Annotated in this window: 13 protein-coding genes; 7 read left to right on the top strand and 6 right to left on the bottom strand. The window is 72.6% G+C overall.

Annotated elements, in window-relative coordinates:
• The first annotated feature begins 1 nt into the window (after position 1).
• Positions 2–4,672 carry a hypothetical protein gene (locus ACIRVH_RS13635; RefSeq protein WP_403951926.1) on the top strand — a complete coding sequence of 1,557 codons (4,671 nt, stop codon included), beginning with the start codon at positions 2–4 and terminating at the stop codon, positions 4,670–4,672.
• Positions 4,673–4,705: 33 nt separating this feature from the next.
• On the opposite strand, the gene ACIRVH_RS13640 is transcribed toward ACIRVH_RS13635, so the two are convergent.
• Complete coding sequence (locus ACIRVH_RS13640) at positions 4,706–5,239, bottom strand: hypothetical protein (RefSeq protein ID WP_403952006.1); 534 nt, start codon at positions 5,237–5,239, stop codon at positions 4,706–4,708.
• Between the two features lie 420 nt (positions 5,240–5,659).
• On the opposite strand from ACIRVH_RS13640, the gene ACIRVH_RS13645 reads away from it, so the two are divergent.
• From ACIRVH_RS13645 to ACIRVH_RS13665, 5 genes are read left to right on the top strand one after another with little or no spacing between them, the layout of a single operon-like run.
• Entirely contained in the window at positions 5,660–8,464 is a 2,805-nt protein-coding gene (locus ACIRVH_RS13645) for a nitrate- and nitrite sensing domain-containing protein (protein WP_403951929.1), read from the top strand.
• The gene (locus tag ACIRVH_RS13650) at positions 8,461–8,895 is read left to right on the top strand and encodes a roadblock/LC7 domain-containing protein (protein ID WP_403951933.1); all 435 of its coding nucleotides are present in this window, start codon (positions 8,461–8,463) and stop codon (positions 8,893–8,895) included. The genes ACIRVH_RS13645 and ACIRVH_RS13650 overlap by 4 nt, the downstream gene beginning before the upstream one ends.
• 9 nt (positions 8,896–8,904) lie before the next feature.
• The gene (locus tag ACIRVH_RS13655; RefSeq protein WP_403951936.1) at positions 8,905–9,300 is read left to right on the top strand and encodes a DUF742 domain-containing protein; all 396 of its coding nucleotides are present in this window, start codon (positions 8,905–8,907) and stop codon (positions 9,298–9,300) included.
• Between the two features lie 24 nt (positions 9,301–9,324).
• Positions 9,325–12,963: a hydantoinase B/oxoprolinase family protein gene (locus tag ACIRVH_RS13660; RefSeq protein ID WP_403951939.1), complete on the top strand. Its 3,639-nt coding sequence runs from the start codon at positions 9,325–9,327 to the stop codon at positions 12,961–12,963.
• Positions 12,944–13,549, top strand: a complete 606-nt coding sequence (locus ACIRVH_RS13665) for a GTP-binding protein (RefSeq protein ID WP_403951942.1) — start codon at positions 12,944–12,946, stop codon at positions 13,547–13,549. Before ACIRVH_RS13660 ends, ACIRVH_RS13665 begins: the two co-directional genes overlap by 20 nt.
• Before the next feature lie 87 nt (positions 13,550–13,636).
• Here the strand turns inward: ACIRVH_RS13665 and glpK are convergent, their stop codons facing one another.
• The 5 genes from glpK to ACIRVH_RS13690 form a co-directional block, all read right to left on the bottom strand.
• Complete coding sequence (gene glpK / locus ACIRVH_RS13670; protein ID WP_403951945.1) at positions 13,637–15,157, bottom strand: glycerol kinase GlpK; 1,521 nt, start codon at positions 15,155–15,157, stop codon at positions 13,637–13,639.
• A gap of 34 nt (positions 15,158–15,191) precedes the next feature.
• Positions 15,192–15,941 carry an MIP/aquaporin family protein gene (locus ACIRVH_RS13675; RefSeq protein ID WP_403951947.1) on the bottom strand — a complete coding sequence of 250 codons (750 nt, stop codon included), beginning with the start codon at positions 15,939–15,941 and terminating at the stop codon, positions 15,192–15,194.
• 361 nt (positions 15,942–16,302) lie between these two features.
• The gene (locus tag ACIRVH_RS13680) at positions 16,303–17,952 is read right to left on the bottom strand and encodes an EAL domain-containing protein (RefSeq protein WP_403951949.1); all 1,650 of its coding nucleotides are present in this window, start codon (positions 17,950–17,952) and stop codon (positions 16,303–16,305) included.
• Between the two features lie 134 nt (positions 17,953–18,086).
• The gene (locus ACIRVH_RS13685) at positions 18,087–19,277 is read right to left on the bottom strand and encodes a lipid-transfer protein (RefSeq protein WP_403952009.1); all 1,191 of its coding nucleotides are present in this window, start codon (positions 19,275–19,277) and stop codon (positions 18,087–18,089) included.
• The gene (locus ACIRVH_RS13690; RefSeq protein WP_403951951.1) at positions 19,274–19,723 is read right to left on the bottom strand and encodes a Zn-ribbon domain-containing OB-fold protein; all 450 of its coding nucleotides are present in this window, start codon (positions 19,721–19,723) and stop codon (positions 19,274–19,276) included. The genes ACIRVH_RS13685 and ACIRVH_RS13690 overlap by 4 nt, the downstream gene beginning before the upstream one ends.
• 224 nt (positions 19,724–19,947) lie before the next feature.
• Between ACIRVH_RS13690 and ACIRVH_RS13695 the strand changes: the two genes are divergently transcribed.
• On the top strand, positions 19,948–20,484 hold the full coding sequence (locus ACIRVH_RS13695; protein ID WP_403951953.1) for an NUDIX domain-containing protein: 537 nt from the start codon (positions 19,948–19,950) through the stop codon (positions 20,482–20,484).
• The last annotated feature ends 2 nt before the right edge of the window (positions 20,485–20,486 follow it).

The following is a 20,486-nucleotide window of genomic DNA, read 5'->3' on the forward strand; positions in this document are numbered from 1 at the left end:
CATGTACGAGCTGTCCCGGGTCCGCCTCTACTCCATCGGGCCGGCCGGTGCGCGCTACGCCGACACCGTTCTCGACCTGCGAGGTGTGGGCGGGCCCGTGCCCGACCCCGCGCCCATGCAGGCGGAGTTCTTTGAGGAGGAGCCGGCCGGACCGCCGCGCCGCCCCGCGCCCGCCGGCGTGCTGTTCCTGGAGAACGGCGGCGGCAAGTCCGTGCTGCTCAAGCTGATCTTCTCGGTGATGCTGCCCGGACACCGCAACACCCTCGGCGGCGCCAGCTCCGGCGTGCTGCGCAAGTTCCTGCTCGCCGACGACTGCGGGCACGTGGCGCTGGAGTGGCAGCACGTGCTGACCGGTGAGTGCGTGGTCGTCGGCAAGGTCAGCGAGTGGCGCGGACGCCAGGTCTCCAACGATCCGCGGAAGTTCGCCGAGGCCTGGTACTCCTTCCGGCCCGGCCCCGGCCTGAGCCTGGACAACCTGCCCGTCGCCGAGTCCACCGCCGTACGGCCGCCCGTCGAGGGCGCCTCGGGCGCCCAGGGCCGCCGCCGCACCATGAAGGGCTTCCGCGACGCCCTCACCGAGGCGGGCAAGGCCTACCCGCATCTGGAGGTGCACTGGGAGGAGATCCACGACCGCTGGATCGAGCACCTCGGCGACCTCGGCCTCGACCCCGAACTCTTCCGCTACCAGCGGGAGATGAACGCCGACGAGGGCGAGGCGGCCGGACTCTTCGCGGTCAAGAAGGACTCCGACTTCACCGACCTGCTGCTGCGCGCGGTCACCGACACCCGCGACACCGACGGCCTCGCCGACCTCGTCAGCGGCTTCGGCAACAAGCTGGGCCGACGCGCCGAGCTGATCGCCGAACGGGACTTCACGGCCGGTTCCGTGGACCTGCTCGGGCGGATCGTCGAGGCCGCCGAGGCACGCTCACGTGCGCGTGACATCCACGCCGGCGCCGAGCGCCGAACCCGCACGCTGGCCCGGCGCCTTTCCGCGCGGGCCCTGCAGGAACGGGTGCGGGCCGCCGACCTCGCGCAGCGCGTCACGGCCGCCGCCTACTCCGTCACGCACTCCGAGGGCGCCCGGGAGCGCAGCGCCCTGATCGCCGCCGAACTCGCCTTCCGGCACGCCTCCCTGGCGCTCGCCGCCGCCGAGAAGTCCGCCGCCGCGCAGAAGCGCGAACTGGCCGACGCGCGCACGCTGCACTCCGCCTGGCAGGCCGCCGAGGCCGTGCTGCGGCACCGCGCCGCCGCCGACCGCGTCGCGCGCGTGTCCGCCGCGATCCAGGAGGCCGAGCGGGACGCGGCGCCCGCGCTCGCCGCCCGCGCCAAGGCCGCCGTGGACCTCGTACGGGCCCTGCACGCGGCCGCCGAGAGCGCCGAGGCCCTCGCCAACGAGGAGGAGGAGCGCTCCGCCGCGCTCCAGGAGGTCAGCGACTCCGCCTACCGGGACTCCACCTCGGCCGCCACCGAGGCGCAGCGCGCCCGCAGTGAGGCCGGGCACCTGCGCCAGCGTCTCGCCGAGGTCGAGCAGGAGACGGCCGAGGCCGTCCGCGCGGGCTGGCTCGACGACAGCGCACCGGACGCCGACCCGGCCCGTGCCGCCCTCGCCGCCAGCGACGCCGAGAAGACCGCCGTGGCCGCCTGGGACACGGCTCGTGAGGCCGCCCGCAAGGCGACCGAGCACGCGCGCGAGGCGGCCACCGCCGAGTCCCGTGCGGAGCTGACCGCGGCCCGCGCGGCGGACGCGGCGACGGCGGCCGAGCGGAGCCACGAGGCCGAGCGGCGCCTCGCCGAGGCCCTCGCCGCCGAGGAACGGCTCGCGGAGCTGCTGAGTCTGCCGGGCGCACCCGGGGCGGCGCGGGCCGGAGTGCCCGGCCCCAGGTCGGGAGCGGCCGACGGCTCGCCCGCACGCGGGGACGACTCGTCCGAGGGCTCGCGTTCCCTCGCCGAGAGCCCGCTCAGCCCCGAGGAACTCGACCGCTTCGCGGACGAGTTGCGCGGGCTTCTCGACGACGCCTTGACGACCGCCGAACGGCACCTCTTCGAACTGCGCACCGCCGCGGCCGACGACGCCCGCATCCTCGGAGCCCTCGGCGACGGCGGACTGCTGCCGCCCGGGCCGGACGTGCTGGCCACCGTGGAGTTCCTGGGCGAGCACGGCATCCCCGCGCTGCCCGGCTGGCGCTACCTCGCGCAGGCCGTCGACCCCGCCGACCATGCGCGCGTGCTCGCCGCCCGCCCCGAACTGGTCGACGGCGTCATCATCACCGACCCGGACACGCACGCGCGTGCCCGCGAGGCGCTCAGCGACGCCGCCCTGCTGCCGCGCTCCGCCGTGGCCGTCGGCACGGCCGCCGCCCTGCTCGCCCCGACCCCGGCGCTCGACGCCACCCCGGGCGACGTCTTCCTGGTGCCGCCGAACCCGGCCATGCACGACGAGCACGCGGCCGACGAGGAGCGGCAGGCGCTGCGCGCGCGGGCCACCGAGCGGGACGAGGAGATCCGCGCCCTCGCCGCCCGCCTCGGCAAGGACCGCGAACTGGCCGCACGGCTCGCGTCCTGGCGCACCGGCTGCCCGGCCGGACGCCTCACCGAACTCGCCGAGGCCGCCGGGGAGGCACGCGCGTTCGCGGAGGAGACCGAGGCCGAGCTGGCCGAGGCGCGCACCACGCGTGCGGAGACCGACGAGGCCGCCGCCGAGGCCACGCAGGTCCGTGACGAGCGGCAGGAGGCCGCGCAGAAGGCCCGCCGTGCCGCCGACGCCCTCGCCGGACTCGCCTACCGGCTGCGCGAGCGCGCCGGCTGGCAGGTCAAGCTCCGCGAACTCGCCGACGAGGCCGCCGAGTCGGAGGCCCGCGCCCAGACCTGCCTGGACCGCGCCCGCGCCGCCGACGAGGACCGCCGCGCCGCCCAGCGCGCCGCCGACGACGCCCGCCGCACCGCGCGCGCCCTGCGTGCCGAGCGCTCGGAGATCGCCGGCGCCCCCGACGACGTACCGGCGGCGGACGAGGACGCCCCGAAGGCGTCCCTGCCGGCCCTGCGCGAGGCCTACCGGGCCGCCTCCCAGGTCTACGAGAAGGTCGGCGTCGGCGCCGACCTGCGCGCCGAGCAGGCCCGCGCGGAGAGCGACGAAAGCTCCTCCCTCGCCGAACTGGACCGGCTCAGCAACAAGGTCCGCACCCGCGCCGAACAACTGCTCCAGTCGCCCGACGGCTCCGACGGCCCGTCCCGGCAGGCCGCCGCCGCGCGTGCCGAGGAGCTGGTGCAGCTCCTGGAGACCCGGATGTCGACCGCGAGCGAACAACTCGGCCGACTGCGCGGTGAGGCGGAACGGCACGCCCCCGAGGACGGCGAGGTGCACACCGACCTGGCCGAGGAACTCGTCCCGCGGGACGCCGAGCACGCCCAGGCCCTCCTGCGCACCGCCACGGCCGAACTCGCCACGCGCACCGAGGCACTGGCCGAGGCCCGGGAGGCCCACGCCGAGCTGCTCGACACCCACCGGGCCGCCGAGGACGCGGCCGGCGGCTTCGACGAGATCGCCGCGATGCTCCGCGACCTGCTGCGCGAGCACACCCCCGAGGAGGACCAGGAGGAGCCGGAGCCGTACCCCGGCAGCCTGGAGGAGGCCCGGCACTCGGCCGCCGAGGCCCGCCGCTCGCTGCGCGGCTGCTCCGCCGACCTGTCCGCCGCCGAGTCGGCCGTGCGCGAGGCGAGTGACGTGCTCGTCCGGCACGCCAACTCCACGCGCTACGAACAGGTCCGGACCCCGGCGCGGCAGCAGATCCGGGAGTTGCCCGCCTCCGCGCTGCCCGAGCACGCCCAGCGGTGGGCGGACGCGTTCGCGCCCCGACTGCGCGTCCTCACCGACGAGCTGGCACAGCTGGAGCGCAACCGGGACTCGATCGTGGACCGGCTCAGGGGTCTGGTCGAGTCGGCCCTCGCCACCCTGCGCTCCGCCCAGCGGCTCTCCCGTCTCCCGGAGGGGCTCGGCGAGTGGTCCGGCCAGGAGTTCCTGCGCATCCGCTTCGAGGAGCCCGACCAGGCCACGCTCACCGAGCGGCTCGGCGAGGTCATCGACGAGGCCACACGCGCAGCCGTCAAGAAGAACTCCGACCTGCGCCGGGACGGCATGTCCCTGCTGCTGCGCGGAGTCGCGGCGGCGCTGCAGCCGAAGGGCGTGGCCGTCGAGATCCTCAAGCCCGACGCCGTGCTGCGCGCCGAGCGCGTGCCCGTCGGGCAGATGGGCGACGTGTTCTCGGGTGGTCAGCTGCTGACGGCCGCCATCGCCCTGTACTGCACGATGGCCGCCCTGCGCTCGAACGACCGGGGCCGCGACAAGCACCGGCACGCCGGCACGCTGTTCCTGGACAACCCCATCGGCCGCGCCAACGCGACATACCTGCTGGAGCTCCAGCGGGCCGTCTCGGACGCGCTGGGCGTCCAGCTGCTGTACACCACCGGCCTGTTCGACACGACCGCGCTCGCCGAGTTCCCGCTGGTCATCCGGCTGCGCAACGACGCCGACCTGAGGGCGGGCCTGAAGTACATCAGCGTGGAGGAACACCTCCGGCCCGGACTGCCCCAGCAGCCCCGGGCCGGAGAGACGGTGCACAGCGAGATCACGGCGACGCGGATGTTCAAGAAGCCGGCAGCCACGACGCCCTGAGGGGCGCGGGGCTGCGGGCCGGCCGCCCGCAGGTCAGGAGTGCGACAGCTGCCCGGAGCCGCCCCGCCGGCGTATCCGCTCCTGCTCCCGCAGGGCGGCCCGCTCCTGACGCCGGCGGGCCCGGCGCTCGCGGCGCAGTGACCGGGCCGTGCTGCTCGGCTCGGAGACCACGCCGTTGCGCTGGTTCCACACCTGGCGGGTCACCCACACGTCGACCACGGCCCACGTGGCCACCACCGTGCCGGCCACGCTGCTGATGACCATCGGGAACGCCAGCCAGGACCCGGCCAGCGTGCAGAGGAACGCCACCATGGCCTGGATCAGCGTCACCGCGATGATCAGCACCGCCCGCACCGCCGCCGTACGCACCGGGTCGGGCATCCGGCGCCGGCGGGCCGGCTCCTCGATCCACAGCGGCGGGTGATACTCCTGCTCCTGCCCGTCGGTGGACTCCCCGGCACGCCCACGCGACGGAATGTCGCGATCCGGCGCCTCGTGCTCCTGCCGCGCCGCCGAGCGCACCGCCACGCTCTCCTCGGACGCCTCGCGCCGCTCCGCCGTGCCCATCACCGTGTCACTCCCCACCGCCGGCACACCGCTCACCCGGTGTCCGCGGACACCGACTCCCCAGTGGCTGCCCGGCTTGCGCTGTTTTACGCCGCCGGGGTGCGGGATGCGACTCCTGTGGCCGATTCCGCCCCCATTTCCCGTAGAGAAAGACGAACAACCACCGGCGAAGATTCCCCACTTGCGAAAAATTCCAGCCAACTGACTGTCCGTGCAGCTTCGGCCCGTCCCGTCGCGGGCACCCAGATCCCGGGTGCAATCTCCCGCAATGCCCGGACAACTCGCCATGTCTCGCCGCCGGTGCGGAAGTTCACCCTCCGGACATGTCTTCGAGTTACCTGTGGGGCGGTAGTAGGCTCGCGCACGTTTGCTGACGGACATGTGTACCCCCGACCGGCGGGGGTCGAGCTGGGGGAGGCCATGCGCTTTCGCGGGAAGTCGATCCGCCGGAAGATCGTGGCGCTGCTTCTCGTGCCGCTGGTGTCCCTGACTGCCATCTGGGGCTTCGCCACGGTGCTCACGGGGCGTGAGGTCGCCCGGCTCTTCCATGTGTCCGACATCGTCCAGAACGTCGCCTATCCCACCGAGGACACCGTCCGCGGCTTGCAGCAGGAACGCCGGCAGACCCTCGTCTACCTCGCCGACCCGCGTGCGGCCGACGCCCTCACGGCGCTGCACCGCACCCGCACCGCCACCGACCGGGCCGTCGCCGAGATCCGCAGGAACGCCAAGGACCACGACGTCCGCGACGCCATGGACGCGGACGACGACGAGCGCCTCACCACGGTTCTGGACGCCTTCGACAGCCTCGACTCCCTGCGCCGCAGCGTCGAGCAGCGCACGGTCAACCGCGCCCAGGCCCTCGATCGCTACAACCGGCTCGTCGACCCCTGCTACACCCTGCTGGACGCCCTCGGCGGCCTCGACGACGTCGACATGGACAAGCAGGCCCGGGCCCTGGTCAATGTGAACCGCGCCCGCGAACTGCTGTCCCGCGAGGACGCCCTGCTCGGCTCGGCACTGGTCGTCGGCACGCTCTCCCACGACGAGACCCGCGACATCTCCGACCTCGTCGCCCAGCGCGCCCTCCTGTACGACATCAGCCTGCCGCTGCTGCCCGCCTCGGAGCGCGAACGGTACGAACGCTTCTGGAAGAACGCCACCACCGCCCCGCTGCGCGTGGCAGAACAGAGCGCCATCGGCACCGATTCCGGAGCCCCGCGCGGTGTCACGGCCCAGAGCTGGGACTCGACCGCGGCGAGCGTGCTCGACGAACTCGGCACCCTGGACGACCAGGTCGGCGACCGCTTCCAGGACCGCACGGAGCCCGTGGCCATGGGCGTGATCGTGCAGGCGGCCGTCGCAGGCGTCCTCGGCCTCGTCGCCGTCCTGCTCTCCCTCGTCCTGTCCGTGCGCGTCGGCCGCAGCCTCATCCGTGACCTGCGGCAGCTGCGCCTGGAGGCGCACGAGGCGTCCGGTGTGCGGCTGCCCAGCGTGATGCGCAGACTCTCCGCCGGGGAACAGGTCGACGTCGAGACCGAGGTGCCCCGGCTGGAGTACGACAAGAACGAGATGGGCGAGGTCGGCCAGGCCCTCAACACCCTCCAGCGCGCAGCCGTCGAGGCCGCCGTCAAACAGGCCGAACTGCGGGCCGGTGTCTCCGAGGTCTTCGTCAACCTCGCCCGCCGCAGCCAGGTCCTCCTGCACAAGCAGCTCACCCTGCTCGACACCATGGAGCGCAGGACCGAGGACACCGACGAACTCGCCGACCTGTTCCGCCTGGACCATCTCACCACCCGTATGCGCCGGCACGCCGAGGGCCTGGTGATCCTCTCCGGCGCCGCGCCGTCTCGGCAGTGGCGCCGCCCGGTGCAGCTGATGGACATCGTCCGGGCCGCCGTCGCCGAGGTAGAGGACTACGAGCGCATCGAGGTGCGGCGCCTGGCACGGGTCGCGGTCACCGGTCCGGCCGTCGCCGACGTCACCCACCTCGTGGCCGAACTCCTGGAGAACGCCACGGTCTTCTCGCCGCCGCACACGGCCGTCCAGGTCCTCGGCGAGCGGGTGGCCAACGGCTTCACCCTGGAGATCCACGACCGGGGACTCGGCATGACGGCCGAGGCACTGCTCGACGCCAACCTCCGGCTCGCCGAGACCCCCGAGTTCGAACTCTCGGACACGGACCGGCTCGGCCTGTTCGTGGTCAGCCGTCTCGCCCAGCGCCAGAACGTCCGCGTCTCCCTGCAGCCGTCCCCCTACGGTGGCACCACCGCTGTCGTGTTCATCCCCGACGCGCTGCTGACCGACGACGTCCCGGACACCAACGGCATCGGCTTCCGCCTCGACCGCCCCTCGAAGGACGCCGAGCCGGCGGCGAGCCTCACCCCCGCCCGCTCGCAGGCCCCGGTGCAGCTGCCCGGCCTGCCGGCCTCCCTGCTGGACGGCCCGGTCGAGCTGGAGGCTCCCGTGGACCTGGACGCCATCGACGACTTCCCGGGTGCCCTGACCGACGAGGAGAGCGAGCGCGGCGGCCTGTTCCGCCCCCGCCGCCCCCGTGGCCGCGCCGAGGACGAGGGGGCCGCCCGGCTGATCGAGCCCCATCAGCCCGCCTCCCCGCGCGCCGACGACACCCCGGCCGGCGACCGCTCCGGCGGACCCGTACCGCTGCCCCGGCGGCAGACGCCGAAACTGGTCAGCTCGCACGGCAGGCCCGTGACCGAACAGCGGTCCCGCCGGGGCGAACCGGAGGAGCAGCCCGTGGCCGGCCCGCGCCGCCCCGACACCGGGGGACTGGCTCCCCTGCCCGCCCGCCGCCGCGGTGAGGCGGCCCGGCGCACCGGACTCGCCGACCGCGTCGACGAGCGCACGGCCACCGCGGCCGGCGGCGGGGACCAGACCTCCGAGGCCCCGGCGCTGCCCAGACGGACCCGGCCCGCGGCGGCCGCTTCCGGTGCCGGCCAGGACGACGGCGTCCCGCCCACCGGCGACGCGGCCTCCGGGCCGCTGCCCCGGCGGGTACGGCAGGCCAACCTGGCCCCGCAGCTGAAGCAGGAAGCCGAACGGCGCCCGGAAGGCGCGGCCCAGCCCGCCGACCGCGACGCCGACGAGGTCCGCAGCCGGATGGCCTCGCTCCAGCGGGGCTGGCAGCGTGGCCGTGAGGAGAACGCCGCGGGCGACGCCCGGAACGGCACAGCACAAGGAACGACTAAGGGGGACGGTCGATGACCGCACCGAAGGCCACCGGCCACACGGAGACCAACAAGGGCGAGCTGAACTGGCTCCTGGACGAGCTCGTCGACCGGGTCGCCAGCATCCGCAAGGCCGTCGTGCTCTCCGGCGACGGTCTGCCCACGGGTGTGTCCAAGGACCTGACCAGGGAGGACAGCGAGCACCTGGCCGCCGTCGCGTCCGGCTTCCACAGCCTCGCCAAGGGCGTGGGCCGGCACTTCGACGCGGGCAGCGTCCGGCAGACCGTGGTCGAGCTCGACGACGCGTTCCTGTTCGTCACCGCCGCCGGGGACGGCAGCTGCCTCGCGGTCCTCTCGGAGGCCGACTCCGACGTCGGGCAGGTCGCCTACGAGATGACGCTGCTGGTCAAGCGGGTAGGTGTGCATCTGGGCGCGGCTCCGCGCACCGATCTGCCCGCAGGCGGGTAGTGGAATGACATGAGCGTAGACGGTCAGGGAAGAAGCCACTGGTTCGACGACGAGGCCGGCCCGGTCGTCCGTCCGTACGCCATGACGCGCGGCCGCACCACCAGTCCGGCCCAGCACCGCCTCGATCTGATCGCGGTGGTCGTCCCGGAACCCGACGCCGGGGATCCGGAGACGGACCCGACGCTCTCCCCGGAGCACGTGGAGATCGTCGGGCTCTGCCGTACGGCACCGCAGTCGCTCGCGGAACTCGCCGCGGAGCTCGACCTGCCCATCGGGGTGGTGCGCGTCCTCATCGGGGACCTCGTGCACGCGCAACTCGTCCATGTGACGCGTCCGGTACCCCCGGCGGAGCTGCCGGACGAGAGTATTCTGCGCGACGTGATCAACGGCCTCCGGGCGCTGTGACCGGCGCGGAAGCGGAGTAGTGACGTGACAGGCTGGCAGTTCTGGGTCGACCGAGGCGGGACCTTCACCGACATCGTCGCGCGTCGCCCGGACGGCCGCCTGCTCACGCACAAACTGCTCTCCGACAACCCCGCCCGGTACGCGGACGCGGCCGTCGCCGGCGTGCGCGAACTGCTCGACGACGCCCCGGAGCCCATCGACGCCGTCCGCATGGGCACCACGGTCGCCACCAACGCCCTGCTGGAACGCAAGGGTGAGCGCACCCTCCTGGTGATCACCGGCGGCTTCCGCGACGCCCTGCGCATCGCCTACCAGAACCGCCCCAGCATCTTCGCCCGCCGCATCGAACTGCCCGAGCTGCTCTACGAACGCGTGATCGAGGCCGACGAGCGCATCGCCGCCGACGGCACCGTCCTGCGAGCCCCCGACCTCGACGCCCTCGCGGGCCCCCTCCAGCAGGCGTACGACGACGGGATCCGCGCGGTCGCCGTCGTCTGCCTCCACAGCCACCTCCATCCCGCCCACGAACACGCCATCGGCGACCTCGCCGCCCGCACCGGCTTCCCGCAGATCTCGCTGTCCAGCGAGACCAGCCCCTTGATGAAGCTCGTCCCGCGCGGGGACACCGCCGTCGTCGACGCCTACCTGTCGCCCGTGCTGCACCGCTACGTCCGGCACGTCGCCGACGAACTCCGCGGTGTGCGGCTGATGTTCATGCAGTCCAACGGCGGGCTCACCGAAGCGGGGCAGTTCCGCGGCAAGGACGCCATCCTCTCCGGGCCGGCCGGCGGCATCGTCGGCATGGCCCGGATGTCGCAGCGTGCCGGCTTCGACCGCGTCATCGGCTTCGACATGGGCGGGACCTCCACCGACGTCTCGCACTTCGCCGGCGAGTACGAGCGCGTCTTCACCACCCGGATCGCCGGCGTCCGGCTGCGCGCCCCCATGCTGGACATCCATACCGTCGCCGCGGGCGGCGGCTCCGTGCTCCACTTCGACGGCTCCCGCTACCGCGTCGGACCCGACTCGGCCGGCGCCGACCCCGGCCCCGCCTGCTACCGTGCCGGCGGCCCGCTCACGGTCACCGACGCCAACGTGATCCTCGGCCGCATCCAGCCCGCCCACTTCCCGACGGTGTTCGGCCCGGACGGCGACCAGCCGCTGGACGCGGACCTGGTCCGCGAACGCTTCACCGCCCTCGCGCGAGAGATCCGCGAGCGGACCGGCGACGACCGCACCCCCGAGCAGGTGGCCGAGGGCTACCTGCAGATCGCCGTCGCCAACATCGCCAACGCCGTGAAGCGGATCTCCGTTCAGAAGGGCCATGACGTCACCCGCTACGCCCTCACCACCTTCGGTGGCGCGGGCGGCCAGCACGCGTGCAGCGTCGCGGACTCGCTGGGTATCCGCACCGTCCTCGTGCCCCCCATGGCCGGTCTCCTCTCCGCCCTCGGCATCGGCCTCGCCGACACCACGGCCATGCGCGAACAGTCCGCCGAGGCACCCCTGGAGGCCGCCTCGATGCCCGGCATCCGCAAGACGGCCGACGACCTGGAGGCCGCCGCGCGCGCCGAACTCCTCGCCGAGGACGTCCCGGAGGACCGCGTCGAAGTCACCCGCCGCGCCCAACTGCGCTACGACGGCACGGACACCACCCTCACCGTCGCGCTCACCGAGCCCGACACCATGAGGCACGCCTTCGAAGAACGTCATCGCGCCACGTATTCCTTCACCCTCGACCGCCCGATCGTCGTCGAAGCCCTCTCCGTCGAAGCCACCGGCATCACAGCACCCCCCGATCTCTCCGCCCTCGCCCCGTACGAAGGCCACCCCGCCGCCCCCGAGACCGTCCGCCTCCACACCGGCGGCGCCTGGCGCGACGTACCCCTCCACCGCCGGGAGGCCCTTCCGCCCGGCGAGACCGTCACCGGACCCGCGGTCATCACCGAGGCCGGCGCCACGACCGTCGTCGACGACGGCTGGCGGGCCGCTGCGACCGACGACGGGCATCTGCTCATGGAACGTGCGGCGATTACGCAGAGTTCCGACCTCGACACAAAAGCCGACCCGGTTCTGCTTGAGGTCTTCAACAACCTCTTCATGTCGATCGCCGAACAGATGGGCGCCCGGCTGGAGTCCACGGCCCAGTCCGTCAACATCAAGGAACGTCTGGACTTCTCCTGCGCCCTGTTCGACCCGGACGGGAACCTGGTGGCCAACGCGCCCCACATCCCCGTCCACCTGGGCTCCATGGGCACCAGTGTCAAAGAGGTCATCCGCCGCCGCGGCACGTCGATGCGGCCCGGCGACACCTACGCCGTCAACGACCCGTACCACGGCGGCACCCACCTGCCCGACGTCACCGTGATCACCCCGGTCTTCGACACCGACTCCGCGACGGACACGGAGAGTGATCCGAAGATCCTCTTCTACGTCGCCTCCCGCGGCCACCACGCCGAGATCGGCGGTATCGCCCCCGGCTCCATGCCCGCCCACAGCAGGACCATCGAGGAGGAGGGCGTCCTCTTCGACAACTGGCTGCTCGCCGAGAACGGCCGCTTCCGCGAGGAGGAGACCCACCGCCTGCTCACCGAGGCGCCCCACCCCACCCGCAACGTCCGCACCAACCTCGCCGACCTGCGCGCCCAGATCGCCGCGAACCGCAAGGGAGTCGACGAAGTCCGCCGCATGATCGAGGAGTTCGGCCTCGACGTCGTACAGGCCTACATGCGGCACGTCCAGGACAACGCGGAGGAGGCGGTCCGCCGGGTCATCGACGCCCTGGACGACGGGGAGTACGCCTACGAGACGGACTCCGGTGCCGTCATCCGCGTCCGCGTGCGCGTCGACCGTGCCGGGCGCCGCGCGACCATCGACTTCACCGGCACCTCCGCACAGCTCGCCACCAACTTCAACGCACCCTTCTCGGTGGTCAACGCGGCCGTCCTGTACGTCTTCCGCACCCTGGTGGCCGACGACATCCCGCTCAACGACGGCTGTCTGCGCCCCCTGGACATCGTCGTACCGCCCGGCTCGATGCTCGCGCCCGAGCCGCCCGCCGCCGTCGTCGCGGGCAACGTCGAGACCTCCCAGGCCATCACCGGCGCCCTGTACGCCGCGCTGGGTGTCCAGGCCGAGGGTTCCGGGACCATGAACAACGTGACCTTCGGCAACGAACGCCATCAGTACTACGAGACGGTCGCCTCCGGATCCGGCGCCGGCGACGGCTTCCCCGGCGCGGATGTCGTACAGACACACATGACCAACTCGCGGCTCACCGACCCCGAAGTGCTGGAGTGGCGGCTGCCCGTCAGGCTCGAGGAGTTCGCCGTCCGGCGGGGGAGCGGCGGCGCCGGACGCCGGCGCGGCGGCGACGGTGCCGTGCGCCGCATCCGCTTCCTCGAATCCATGACCGTCTCCACGCTCTCCCAGCACCGCCGGGTGCCGCCGTACGGCATGGCGGGCGGCGAGCCCGGCGCGCTCGGCGCCAACCGGGTGGAGCGGGCCGACGGCACGGTCACCGAACTCGGCGGAAGCGGATCGGCCGACGTCGGTCCCGGCGACGTACTCGTCATCGAAACCCCCGGTGGCGGCGGCTACGGCCGACCGTCGCCCGACCACCATCAAGCAGGAGAAGAGATCGATGATCCTCGGGCGTACTGAACGCGGCATGCCCCCGGTCGAGCCCGTCACGCTCAAGATCCTGGTGGCGGGCGGCTTCGGCGTGGGCAAGACGACCCTCGTCGGCGCGGTCAGCGAGATCAGGCCGCTGCGCACCGAGGAGTCGCTGACCGAGGCAGGGCGCCCGGTCGACGACACCAGCGGTGTGGAGGGCAAGCACACCACCACCGTGGCCATGGACTTCGGCCGCATCACCCTGCGCGAGGACCTCGTGCTGTACCTGTTCGGAACGCCCGGGCAGGAACGGTTCTGGTTCATGTGGGACGAGCTGTCCGAGGGTGCGCTCGGCGCCGTGGTCCTCGCCGACACACGCCGCTTGGAGGACTGCTTCGCCGCCGTCGACTACTTCGAGCGGCGCGGCATACCCTTCGTCGTCGGCGTCAACTGCTTCGAGGGGGCGGCCCGTTACCCCGCCGACGCCGTCCGCCAGGCCCTCGACCTGGACGGCGACGTGCCGATCCTGCTGACCGACGCCCGCGACCGGGAGTCGGTCAAGGAGGTCCTCATCGGCGTCGTCCAGCATGCGATGGAGTACGCGGCCGAACGCCGCCAGGCCCTCACCACCTGAGCCACGGCACGGCCCGTACCCCCGCCGACAGGGGTACGGGCCGTGGTTCCTGGGCGGGGCCGCACGCGCGCGTGGCGCGCGCGACTCCTATGCTTCGTCGTCCTCCAGCCAGCCGAGGCTCTTCTCCACCGCCTTGCGCCAGTTGCGGTACTCGCGGTCACGAGCCGACGCCTCCATCGCCGGCGTCCACTCCGCGTCCTTCTGCCAGTGCGACTTCAGCTCGTCCAGGTCGTTCCACACGCCCGTCGCCAGGCCGGCCGCATAGGCGGCGCCCAGGCAGGTGGTCTCGGAGACCCGGGGCCGGATCACCGGCACGCCGAGGACGTCCGCCTGGTGCTGCATGAGCAGGTTGTTCTTCGTCATGCCGCCGTCGACCTTCAGGGTCGTGATCCGCACCCCGGAGTCCTGGTACATGGCGTCCACGACCTCCCTCGTCTGCCAGCTCGTCGCCTCCAGCACCGCGCGCGCCAGGTGGGCCTTGGTGACGTACCGGGTCAGCCCGGTGACGACCCCGCGCGCGTCGGAGCGCCAGTAGGGAGCGAACAGCCCCGAGAAGGCGGGCACGATGTAGGCGCCGCCGTTGTCCTCGACGCTCGCCGCCAGGGTCTCGATCTCGTCGGCGCTGCGGATGATGCCGAGCTGGTCGCGGAACCACTGGACCAGCGCACCCGTTATCGCTATGGACCCCTCCAGGCAGTACACCGGCGCCTCACCGCCGATCTTGTAGCCCATCGTCGTCAGCAGTCCGCTCTTGGACGGCACCGGCCGGTCACCGGTGTTGAGCAGCAGGAAGCTGCCGGTGCCGTAGGTATTCTTCGCGGTGCCGACGTCGTAGCAGGCCTGCCCGAACACGGCGGCCTGCTGGTCGCCCAGCGCCGAGGCCACGGGCACACCGGCGAGCTGGCCGACGGCGGTGCCGTAGACCTCGGCGGACGACCTGATCTCGGGCAGGACCGCCTCGGGCACGTTCATCGCGGAGAGGATGGAGGGATCCCACTGGAGAGTCTCCAGGTTCATCAGCATGGTGCGGCCGGCGTTCGTGACGTCGGTGACGTGCCGGCCGCCGTCCGTGCCGCCGGTGAGGTTCCAGATCAGCCAGGAGTCGATGGTGCCGAAGGCGATCTCGCCGCGTTCGGCGCGGTCCCTGAGGCCCGGCACGTTGTCCAGCAGCCAGGCCGCCTTGGGCCCGGCGAAGTAGCTGGCCAGCGGCAGTCCGGTCTGGTCGCGGAAGCGGTCCTGGCCGTCGGCGCCGCCCAGTTCGTTGCACAGCGCAGCGGTACGGGTGTCCTGCCAGACGATCGCGTTGTGCACGGGCTTGCCCGTGGCGCGGTCCCACAGCACCGTGGTCTCCCGCTGGTTCGTGATGCCGAGGGCGCTCAACTGGTCGGCGCGCAGACCGGCCTTGGCGAGCGCCCCCGCCACCACGGCCTGCACCTTGGACCAGATCTCGGTGGCGTCGTGCTCCACCCAGCCCGGCTTGGGGAAGATCTGGCGGTGCTCGCGCTGGTCCACGGCGACGATCGCACCGCCGTGGTCGAAGATGATGCAGCGGCTGGACGTGGTGCCCTGGTCGATGGCGGCGACGTACTTCTCGGCGGAATCCGTCATGGCTGTCCCTGGGTCGCTGGGTCGGGTCGCTGGGTCAGAAGGCCACGTTGTAGACGAGGCCCGCGAGTGCCCCGCCGATCAGCGGGCCGACGACCGGGATCCATGCGTAACCCCAGTCGGACGTGCCCTTGTTCGGGATCGGCAGGAAGGTGTGCATGATGCGCGGGCCGAGGTCACGGGCCGGGTTGATGGCGTATCCGGTCGGCCCGCCGAGGGAGAGTCCGATGCCCACGACGAGCAGTGAGACGATCAGGACCGTGATGCCGGACTCGCCGAGCCCCTTCGTCAGCCCGAAGGCGAGGATCGGCAGCACGAGGGCCATCGTCGCGATGATCTCGGTGACGAGGTTGGCGACCGGGTTCCGGATCTCCGGGATGGTCGAGAAGATGCCGAGCGTCGCCACCGGCTCGTCGGTGCTCCCCTCGGCCGTGCCCTCCCTGCGGACGTTGGCCTGGAACTGCGCGAGATACACCAGGTAGGCGAGGACGGCGCCCAGCATCGCGCCGACGATCTGGCCGAGCAGATAGATCCAGACCTTGCCCCACTTGCCCGTGTCCACGGCGATGCCGATGGTGACCGCGGGATTGAGCTGGCCGCCGGAGAGGGGAGCGGCGGTGTACGCGCCCGCGAGCACGCCGAATCCCCACCCGAACGCGATGACGACCCAGCCGGACGCGCGTGCCTTGGAGTGTCTGAGAGTGACGGCGGCACAGACACCGGCACCGAACAGGATCAGGATCGCGGTGCCGATGACTTCGCCGATGAAAATGTCTCCGTTGCTCATGGCGGCTCCCTTGGCGCCGGTCCGGGGCGAGCGCCCCGGCCCTCCAGCAGGAACGGTTCCTTTGGCGACTTCAGCCGAAGGCAGGGAGGGCCCCGTGCCCCGCCCGGCGTCCGTGACGAGCGTGCCTTCGCAGCCGGATCGCCTCTGGGGGACGGGCCGCAGAGCAGCACAAGGCCCGTGGCGCAGTGCCTGATTACGCCGAGAATGTACGGCGATGTCGGCTGACACCCGGAAGTGTTCACCGGCACCACGGGACCGTCAAGGTTGCTGACGGCAACGGTGACAGCGGTTACCCGGGAACGGCGGCCGACCGCTCCCTTCCCGCAGGTGGACACTCAACGGCTGTATACGGCAGGTCCGTTCACCCGAGGGGCTCGACCGTCGCGTAACCCGCCTGGGCCGGGGCCGCCCCGGTGCCGCGCCGGATCTCGTGTCCGGGCAGCCCCGCGCGCGCGAGCACCCAGCTGGAACCGCGCAGCGCCTTCGCCGCCTTCTTCAGCGGAGCGAGATGGGCGGCGGCCTGCCGGTGGTCGGACACGCTACCGGGCCGGCAGACGACGGTCGCCAGTGACAGCGTGACGGGGCGCCCGCCCGCCGACCAGGGTGCGTCGAGCACCTCGGCGACCAGTGGATCGAGCGCCTCCTCCTCGGCCAGCAGCAGGAAGTCGTCACCGCCGATGTGCCCCACGTGCGCGTGCCGTGCCGCCGCCTGCTCCAGCGCCCGGCCCACCGAACGGATCAGCTCGTCACCCGCCGCGAACCCGGCACCGTCGTTGACCTGTTTGAAGTGGTCGATGTCCAGCCAGCTGAGCGCGAACGCCCGCCCGTCGCCGATCTGCCGGTCCACCTCACTCGTGATCGCGTCCGAACCGGGCAGCCGTGTCAGCGGATTGAGCCCCGCCGCCTCCTCCACCCGGGTCTCGGCCAGCGCCCGTACGAGGTCCGCGAGCCGTACGACGCCCACGCACCGGCCGCGGTGGTCGACGACCGCCACGTCGTCCGAGGTGCGGTCGCGGCCGCCGATCGCCACCACGTCCAGCACTTCCCAGGCGGTGGCGTCGACACCCACCGTGCGCGGCGCGTCGCTCAGCTTGAAGGCAGGCCGGTCCGCGTACAGGGCGTGCCCGTACCGGCCGGACATCGACAGCAGGAAGCGCGACCGGTGCACCGACCGGACCGGCACCCCGGCCTGGTCCACGAGCAACACCCCGGAGACCTCCGGTGAGCCGGTCAGCAGCGCCCGTACCTGCCCGGCCGAAGCGGTGACCGGCAGCACGGCGGCGGGCCGCACGAACTCCCGTACCGACGGCCCGGGCCGGTGCACGGCCAGGCCGCCGGTGGAGCGGGGCGGAACGTATACGTCCGCTGCCGGGATCCGGGCCGGCGGCGCGAACAGCTCGCCCTGGGCGAGCTGGGCACCGGCCGCCAGCGCGGCCGCGCACTGCAGCTCGGTCTCCACGCCCTCCACCGCCACCAGCGCGCCCAGCTGCTCGCACAGCGTCCGCATCGCCCGCACCATGGCCGGCCGGGACAGCAGAGAGCCGTCGAGCTTGATCAGGTCGGGAGAGAGGTCGGTGAGCAGCCTCAACGGCACGTCCCCGTCCCCGATGCCGTCCGCGCTGATCCGGAACCCCTGCTCGCGCAGCGAGGCCACCGCCTCCAGCAGCGCCCGCTGCGGTACGTGGGTGTAGGGCGGCACGATGTCGAGGGTCACCTCCCAGGGCATCCGCCCCACCGCGCGAACGGCGTCGCGCAGCGGGGTGAGGCCGCCGAGGTCGGCGAGCGTGGCAGCGAACACGTTGACGTGCAAGGGCAGCAGCGTCTCCTGGCGCATCGCCGCCCGAAGCGCCAACACGGCCAGCCTGCCGTCGAGTTCGGGGTCACGACGGGCCTCGGCCAGGATGTCGCCGGTCTCCGGGCGTGCGAGTATCTCCAGTGCGGCGACCGCGCCCGTCCTCAGGTTGACCACTGGCTGGAAGGCGAAGCGGAGAGTATCCGTCCAGGAGTGCACGGGAGCATGATTGCGCTGCCCGCGTACGCCCAGGGGCAGTTCATGAGACGTTCACGCAGGATTCCGGGGTGGTCACACAGCGTGGACAGCCCCATGGGTCTCTCCCGTTGCACGCTGCCCGGGCAGGGCTCCGCTCACCGCACCACGACCACCGACGAACCGTGCCCGAACAGCCCCTGGTTCGCCGTGATTCCGACGCGCGCCCCGGCGATCTGCCGATCGCCCGCCGCCTCCCTCAACTGCCAGGTCACCTCGCAGACCTGGGCGATGGCCTGGGCCGGTACCGCCTCACCGAAGGAGGCGAGCCCGCCACTGGTGTTGACGGGTATGCGGCCGCCCGGGGCCGTCGCGCCCTCCCGCAGGAGTTTCGCGCCCTCGCCCTCGCCGCACAGTCCCAGATCCTCGTACCACTGCAGTTCCAGCGCGGTCGACAGGTCGTACACCTCCGCCAGGGACAGGTCCTCGGGGCCGATGCCCGCCTCCTCGTAGGCGGTTCGGGCGATGGACGCCCGGAAGGTCTCGTCCGGGGCCGGCACCGCGACGGCGGAGTCCGTGGCGATGTCCGGCAGGTCCAGCACCGTGTTCGGGAACCGCGGGGTCACCGTCGACACGGCCCGGATCCGCACCGGCCGCGCCGCACCGTGCCGGCGCGCGAAGTCCAGGCTGGACAACACCAGCGCGGCGCCGCCGTCGGAGGTCGCGCAGATGTCGAGCAGCCGTAGCGGATCGGCGACCACGGCGGAGGCTGCCACCTCCTCAGCGGTGACCCGCTTGCGGTAGCGCGCGTACGGGTTGAGCGCCCCCAGGGTCGCGTTCTTCACCTTGACCAGCGCGAAGTCCTCCGGGGTGTCACCGTGCACCGCCATCCGGCGGCGTGCGTACAGCCCGAAGTACGTCGGGTTGGTCGCGCCCAGCAGGCGGAAGCGCAGCCAGTCCGGATCGTCGGGACGGTCGCCGCCCGCCGGCCGGAAGAACCCTTTGGGCGCGGCGTCCGCCCCTACAACGAGCACGACGTCCGCGAGCCCGGCGAGGATCTGCGCCCGCGCCGTCGCGATCGCCTGCGCGCCGGAGGCGCACGCCGCGTAGACACTGGCGACCCGGGCTCCCTGCCAGCCCAGAGCCTTGGCGAACGTCGCCCCCGCCACATACCCCGGATATCCGCCACGCACCGTGTCCGCGCCCACGATCGAGCCGACATCCGGCCAGTCGAGACCGGCGTCGGCGAGGGCTGCGCGGGCCGCCGCCGTCCCGTACTCGACGAAGCTGCGTCCCCGCTTGCCCCAGGGGTGCATGCCGACTCCGAGCACCGCCACGTCCGCCTTCATGCCGTCACCCCCGTCGGCCGCCACTGCCAGATCGTCCAGGTCGTCTCCGCGTCCTCGTCGAGCACCCCGGGGACGACCTCCACCTCCATGCCCACCGCCAGATCGGCGACGGTGACCCCGGGGACCGTCTGTCCCAGCACCACGATCCGCTCGGCCTCCAGCTCCACCGCGATCAACGTGTACGGCTCCCAGGGAAGTTCCGGATTGCTCACATAGGGTGACGGAGGGCGATATCGGCTGTCCGTGTACGACCAGATGCGACCTGTTCGTGACAGGGGAACCTCCTCCAGGGCGGCGCCGCCCGCGCAGTGCGGATTGCGGCAATGGACGTCCTCGCGCGGAAAGAAGACCGAGGTGCAGGACGTGCAACGGGTGCCCAGGAGCCGGAAGTCGCCCCCCTCGCCGGTGAACCAGTCGGAGACCGCGGGTGTGCGTGTGCGCGTCAATGTTCCTCCCGGCACAGTTATCTGACGATGCGTCAGGAGTCTGCCACGGGTATCCGGAAATGGGCAGGCGTCCCGGCGAACCGGACGGCCCCTTCCGGCGTCGTGGTATCAGGAGGGGCGGCCGGGGCCGACGGGGGTGGTCCCGGACGCCCCTCCACATCCAGCCGCCGCACTGCTCGCCGCTGGCGGAACACGTCCTTCCTCTGATCGGATACAGTCCGCGCGTGTCCGAAATCCAGCACCCGACTGCCAACTCCGCTCCGGACTCCCACTGTTCGAGCTGCGGAGCGCCCTATGGAGAGGGCGCCTCCGGTTGGCCGCGCACGTGCCCGTCCTGCGGGACCGTCGCCTATCGCAATCCTCTGCCGGTCGCGATCGCGCTCCAGCCCGTGTACGACACCAAGGGCACCGCCCTGGTCGTCATCACCCGCACCATCGCCCCCGCGCGCGGAGGCACGGCACTGCCCGGCGGCTACATCGACGACCGGGAGGACTGGAGGCACGCCGTCGTCCGCGAGCTCAAGGAGGAGACGGGCATCGACGCGGCCGTCCGCGACGTGCGCCTCGTGGACGCCATGAGCTCGCCCGACGGGCATCTGCTGCTGTTCGGACTCCTCCCGGAACGCCCGGCCGAAGGACTGCCGCCCTCCGACGCCACGGACGAGACCGAGGGCTGGCACCTGCTGCGCAGGCCCGAGGAACTCGCCTTCCCGCTGCACACCGTGGCCGTGCGGGCCTGGTTCGAGGGCCGCTACATCTGAGC

This window comes from Streptomyces sp. NPDC101165 (assembly GCF_044768135.1).
Lineage (GTDB): Bacteria > Actinomycetota > Actinomycetes > Streptomycetales > Streptomycetaceae > Streptomyces.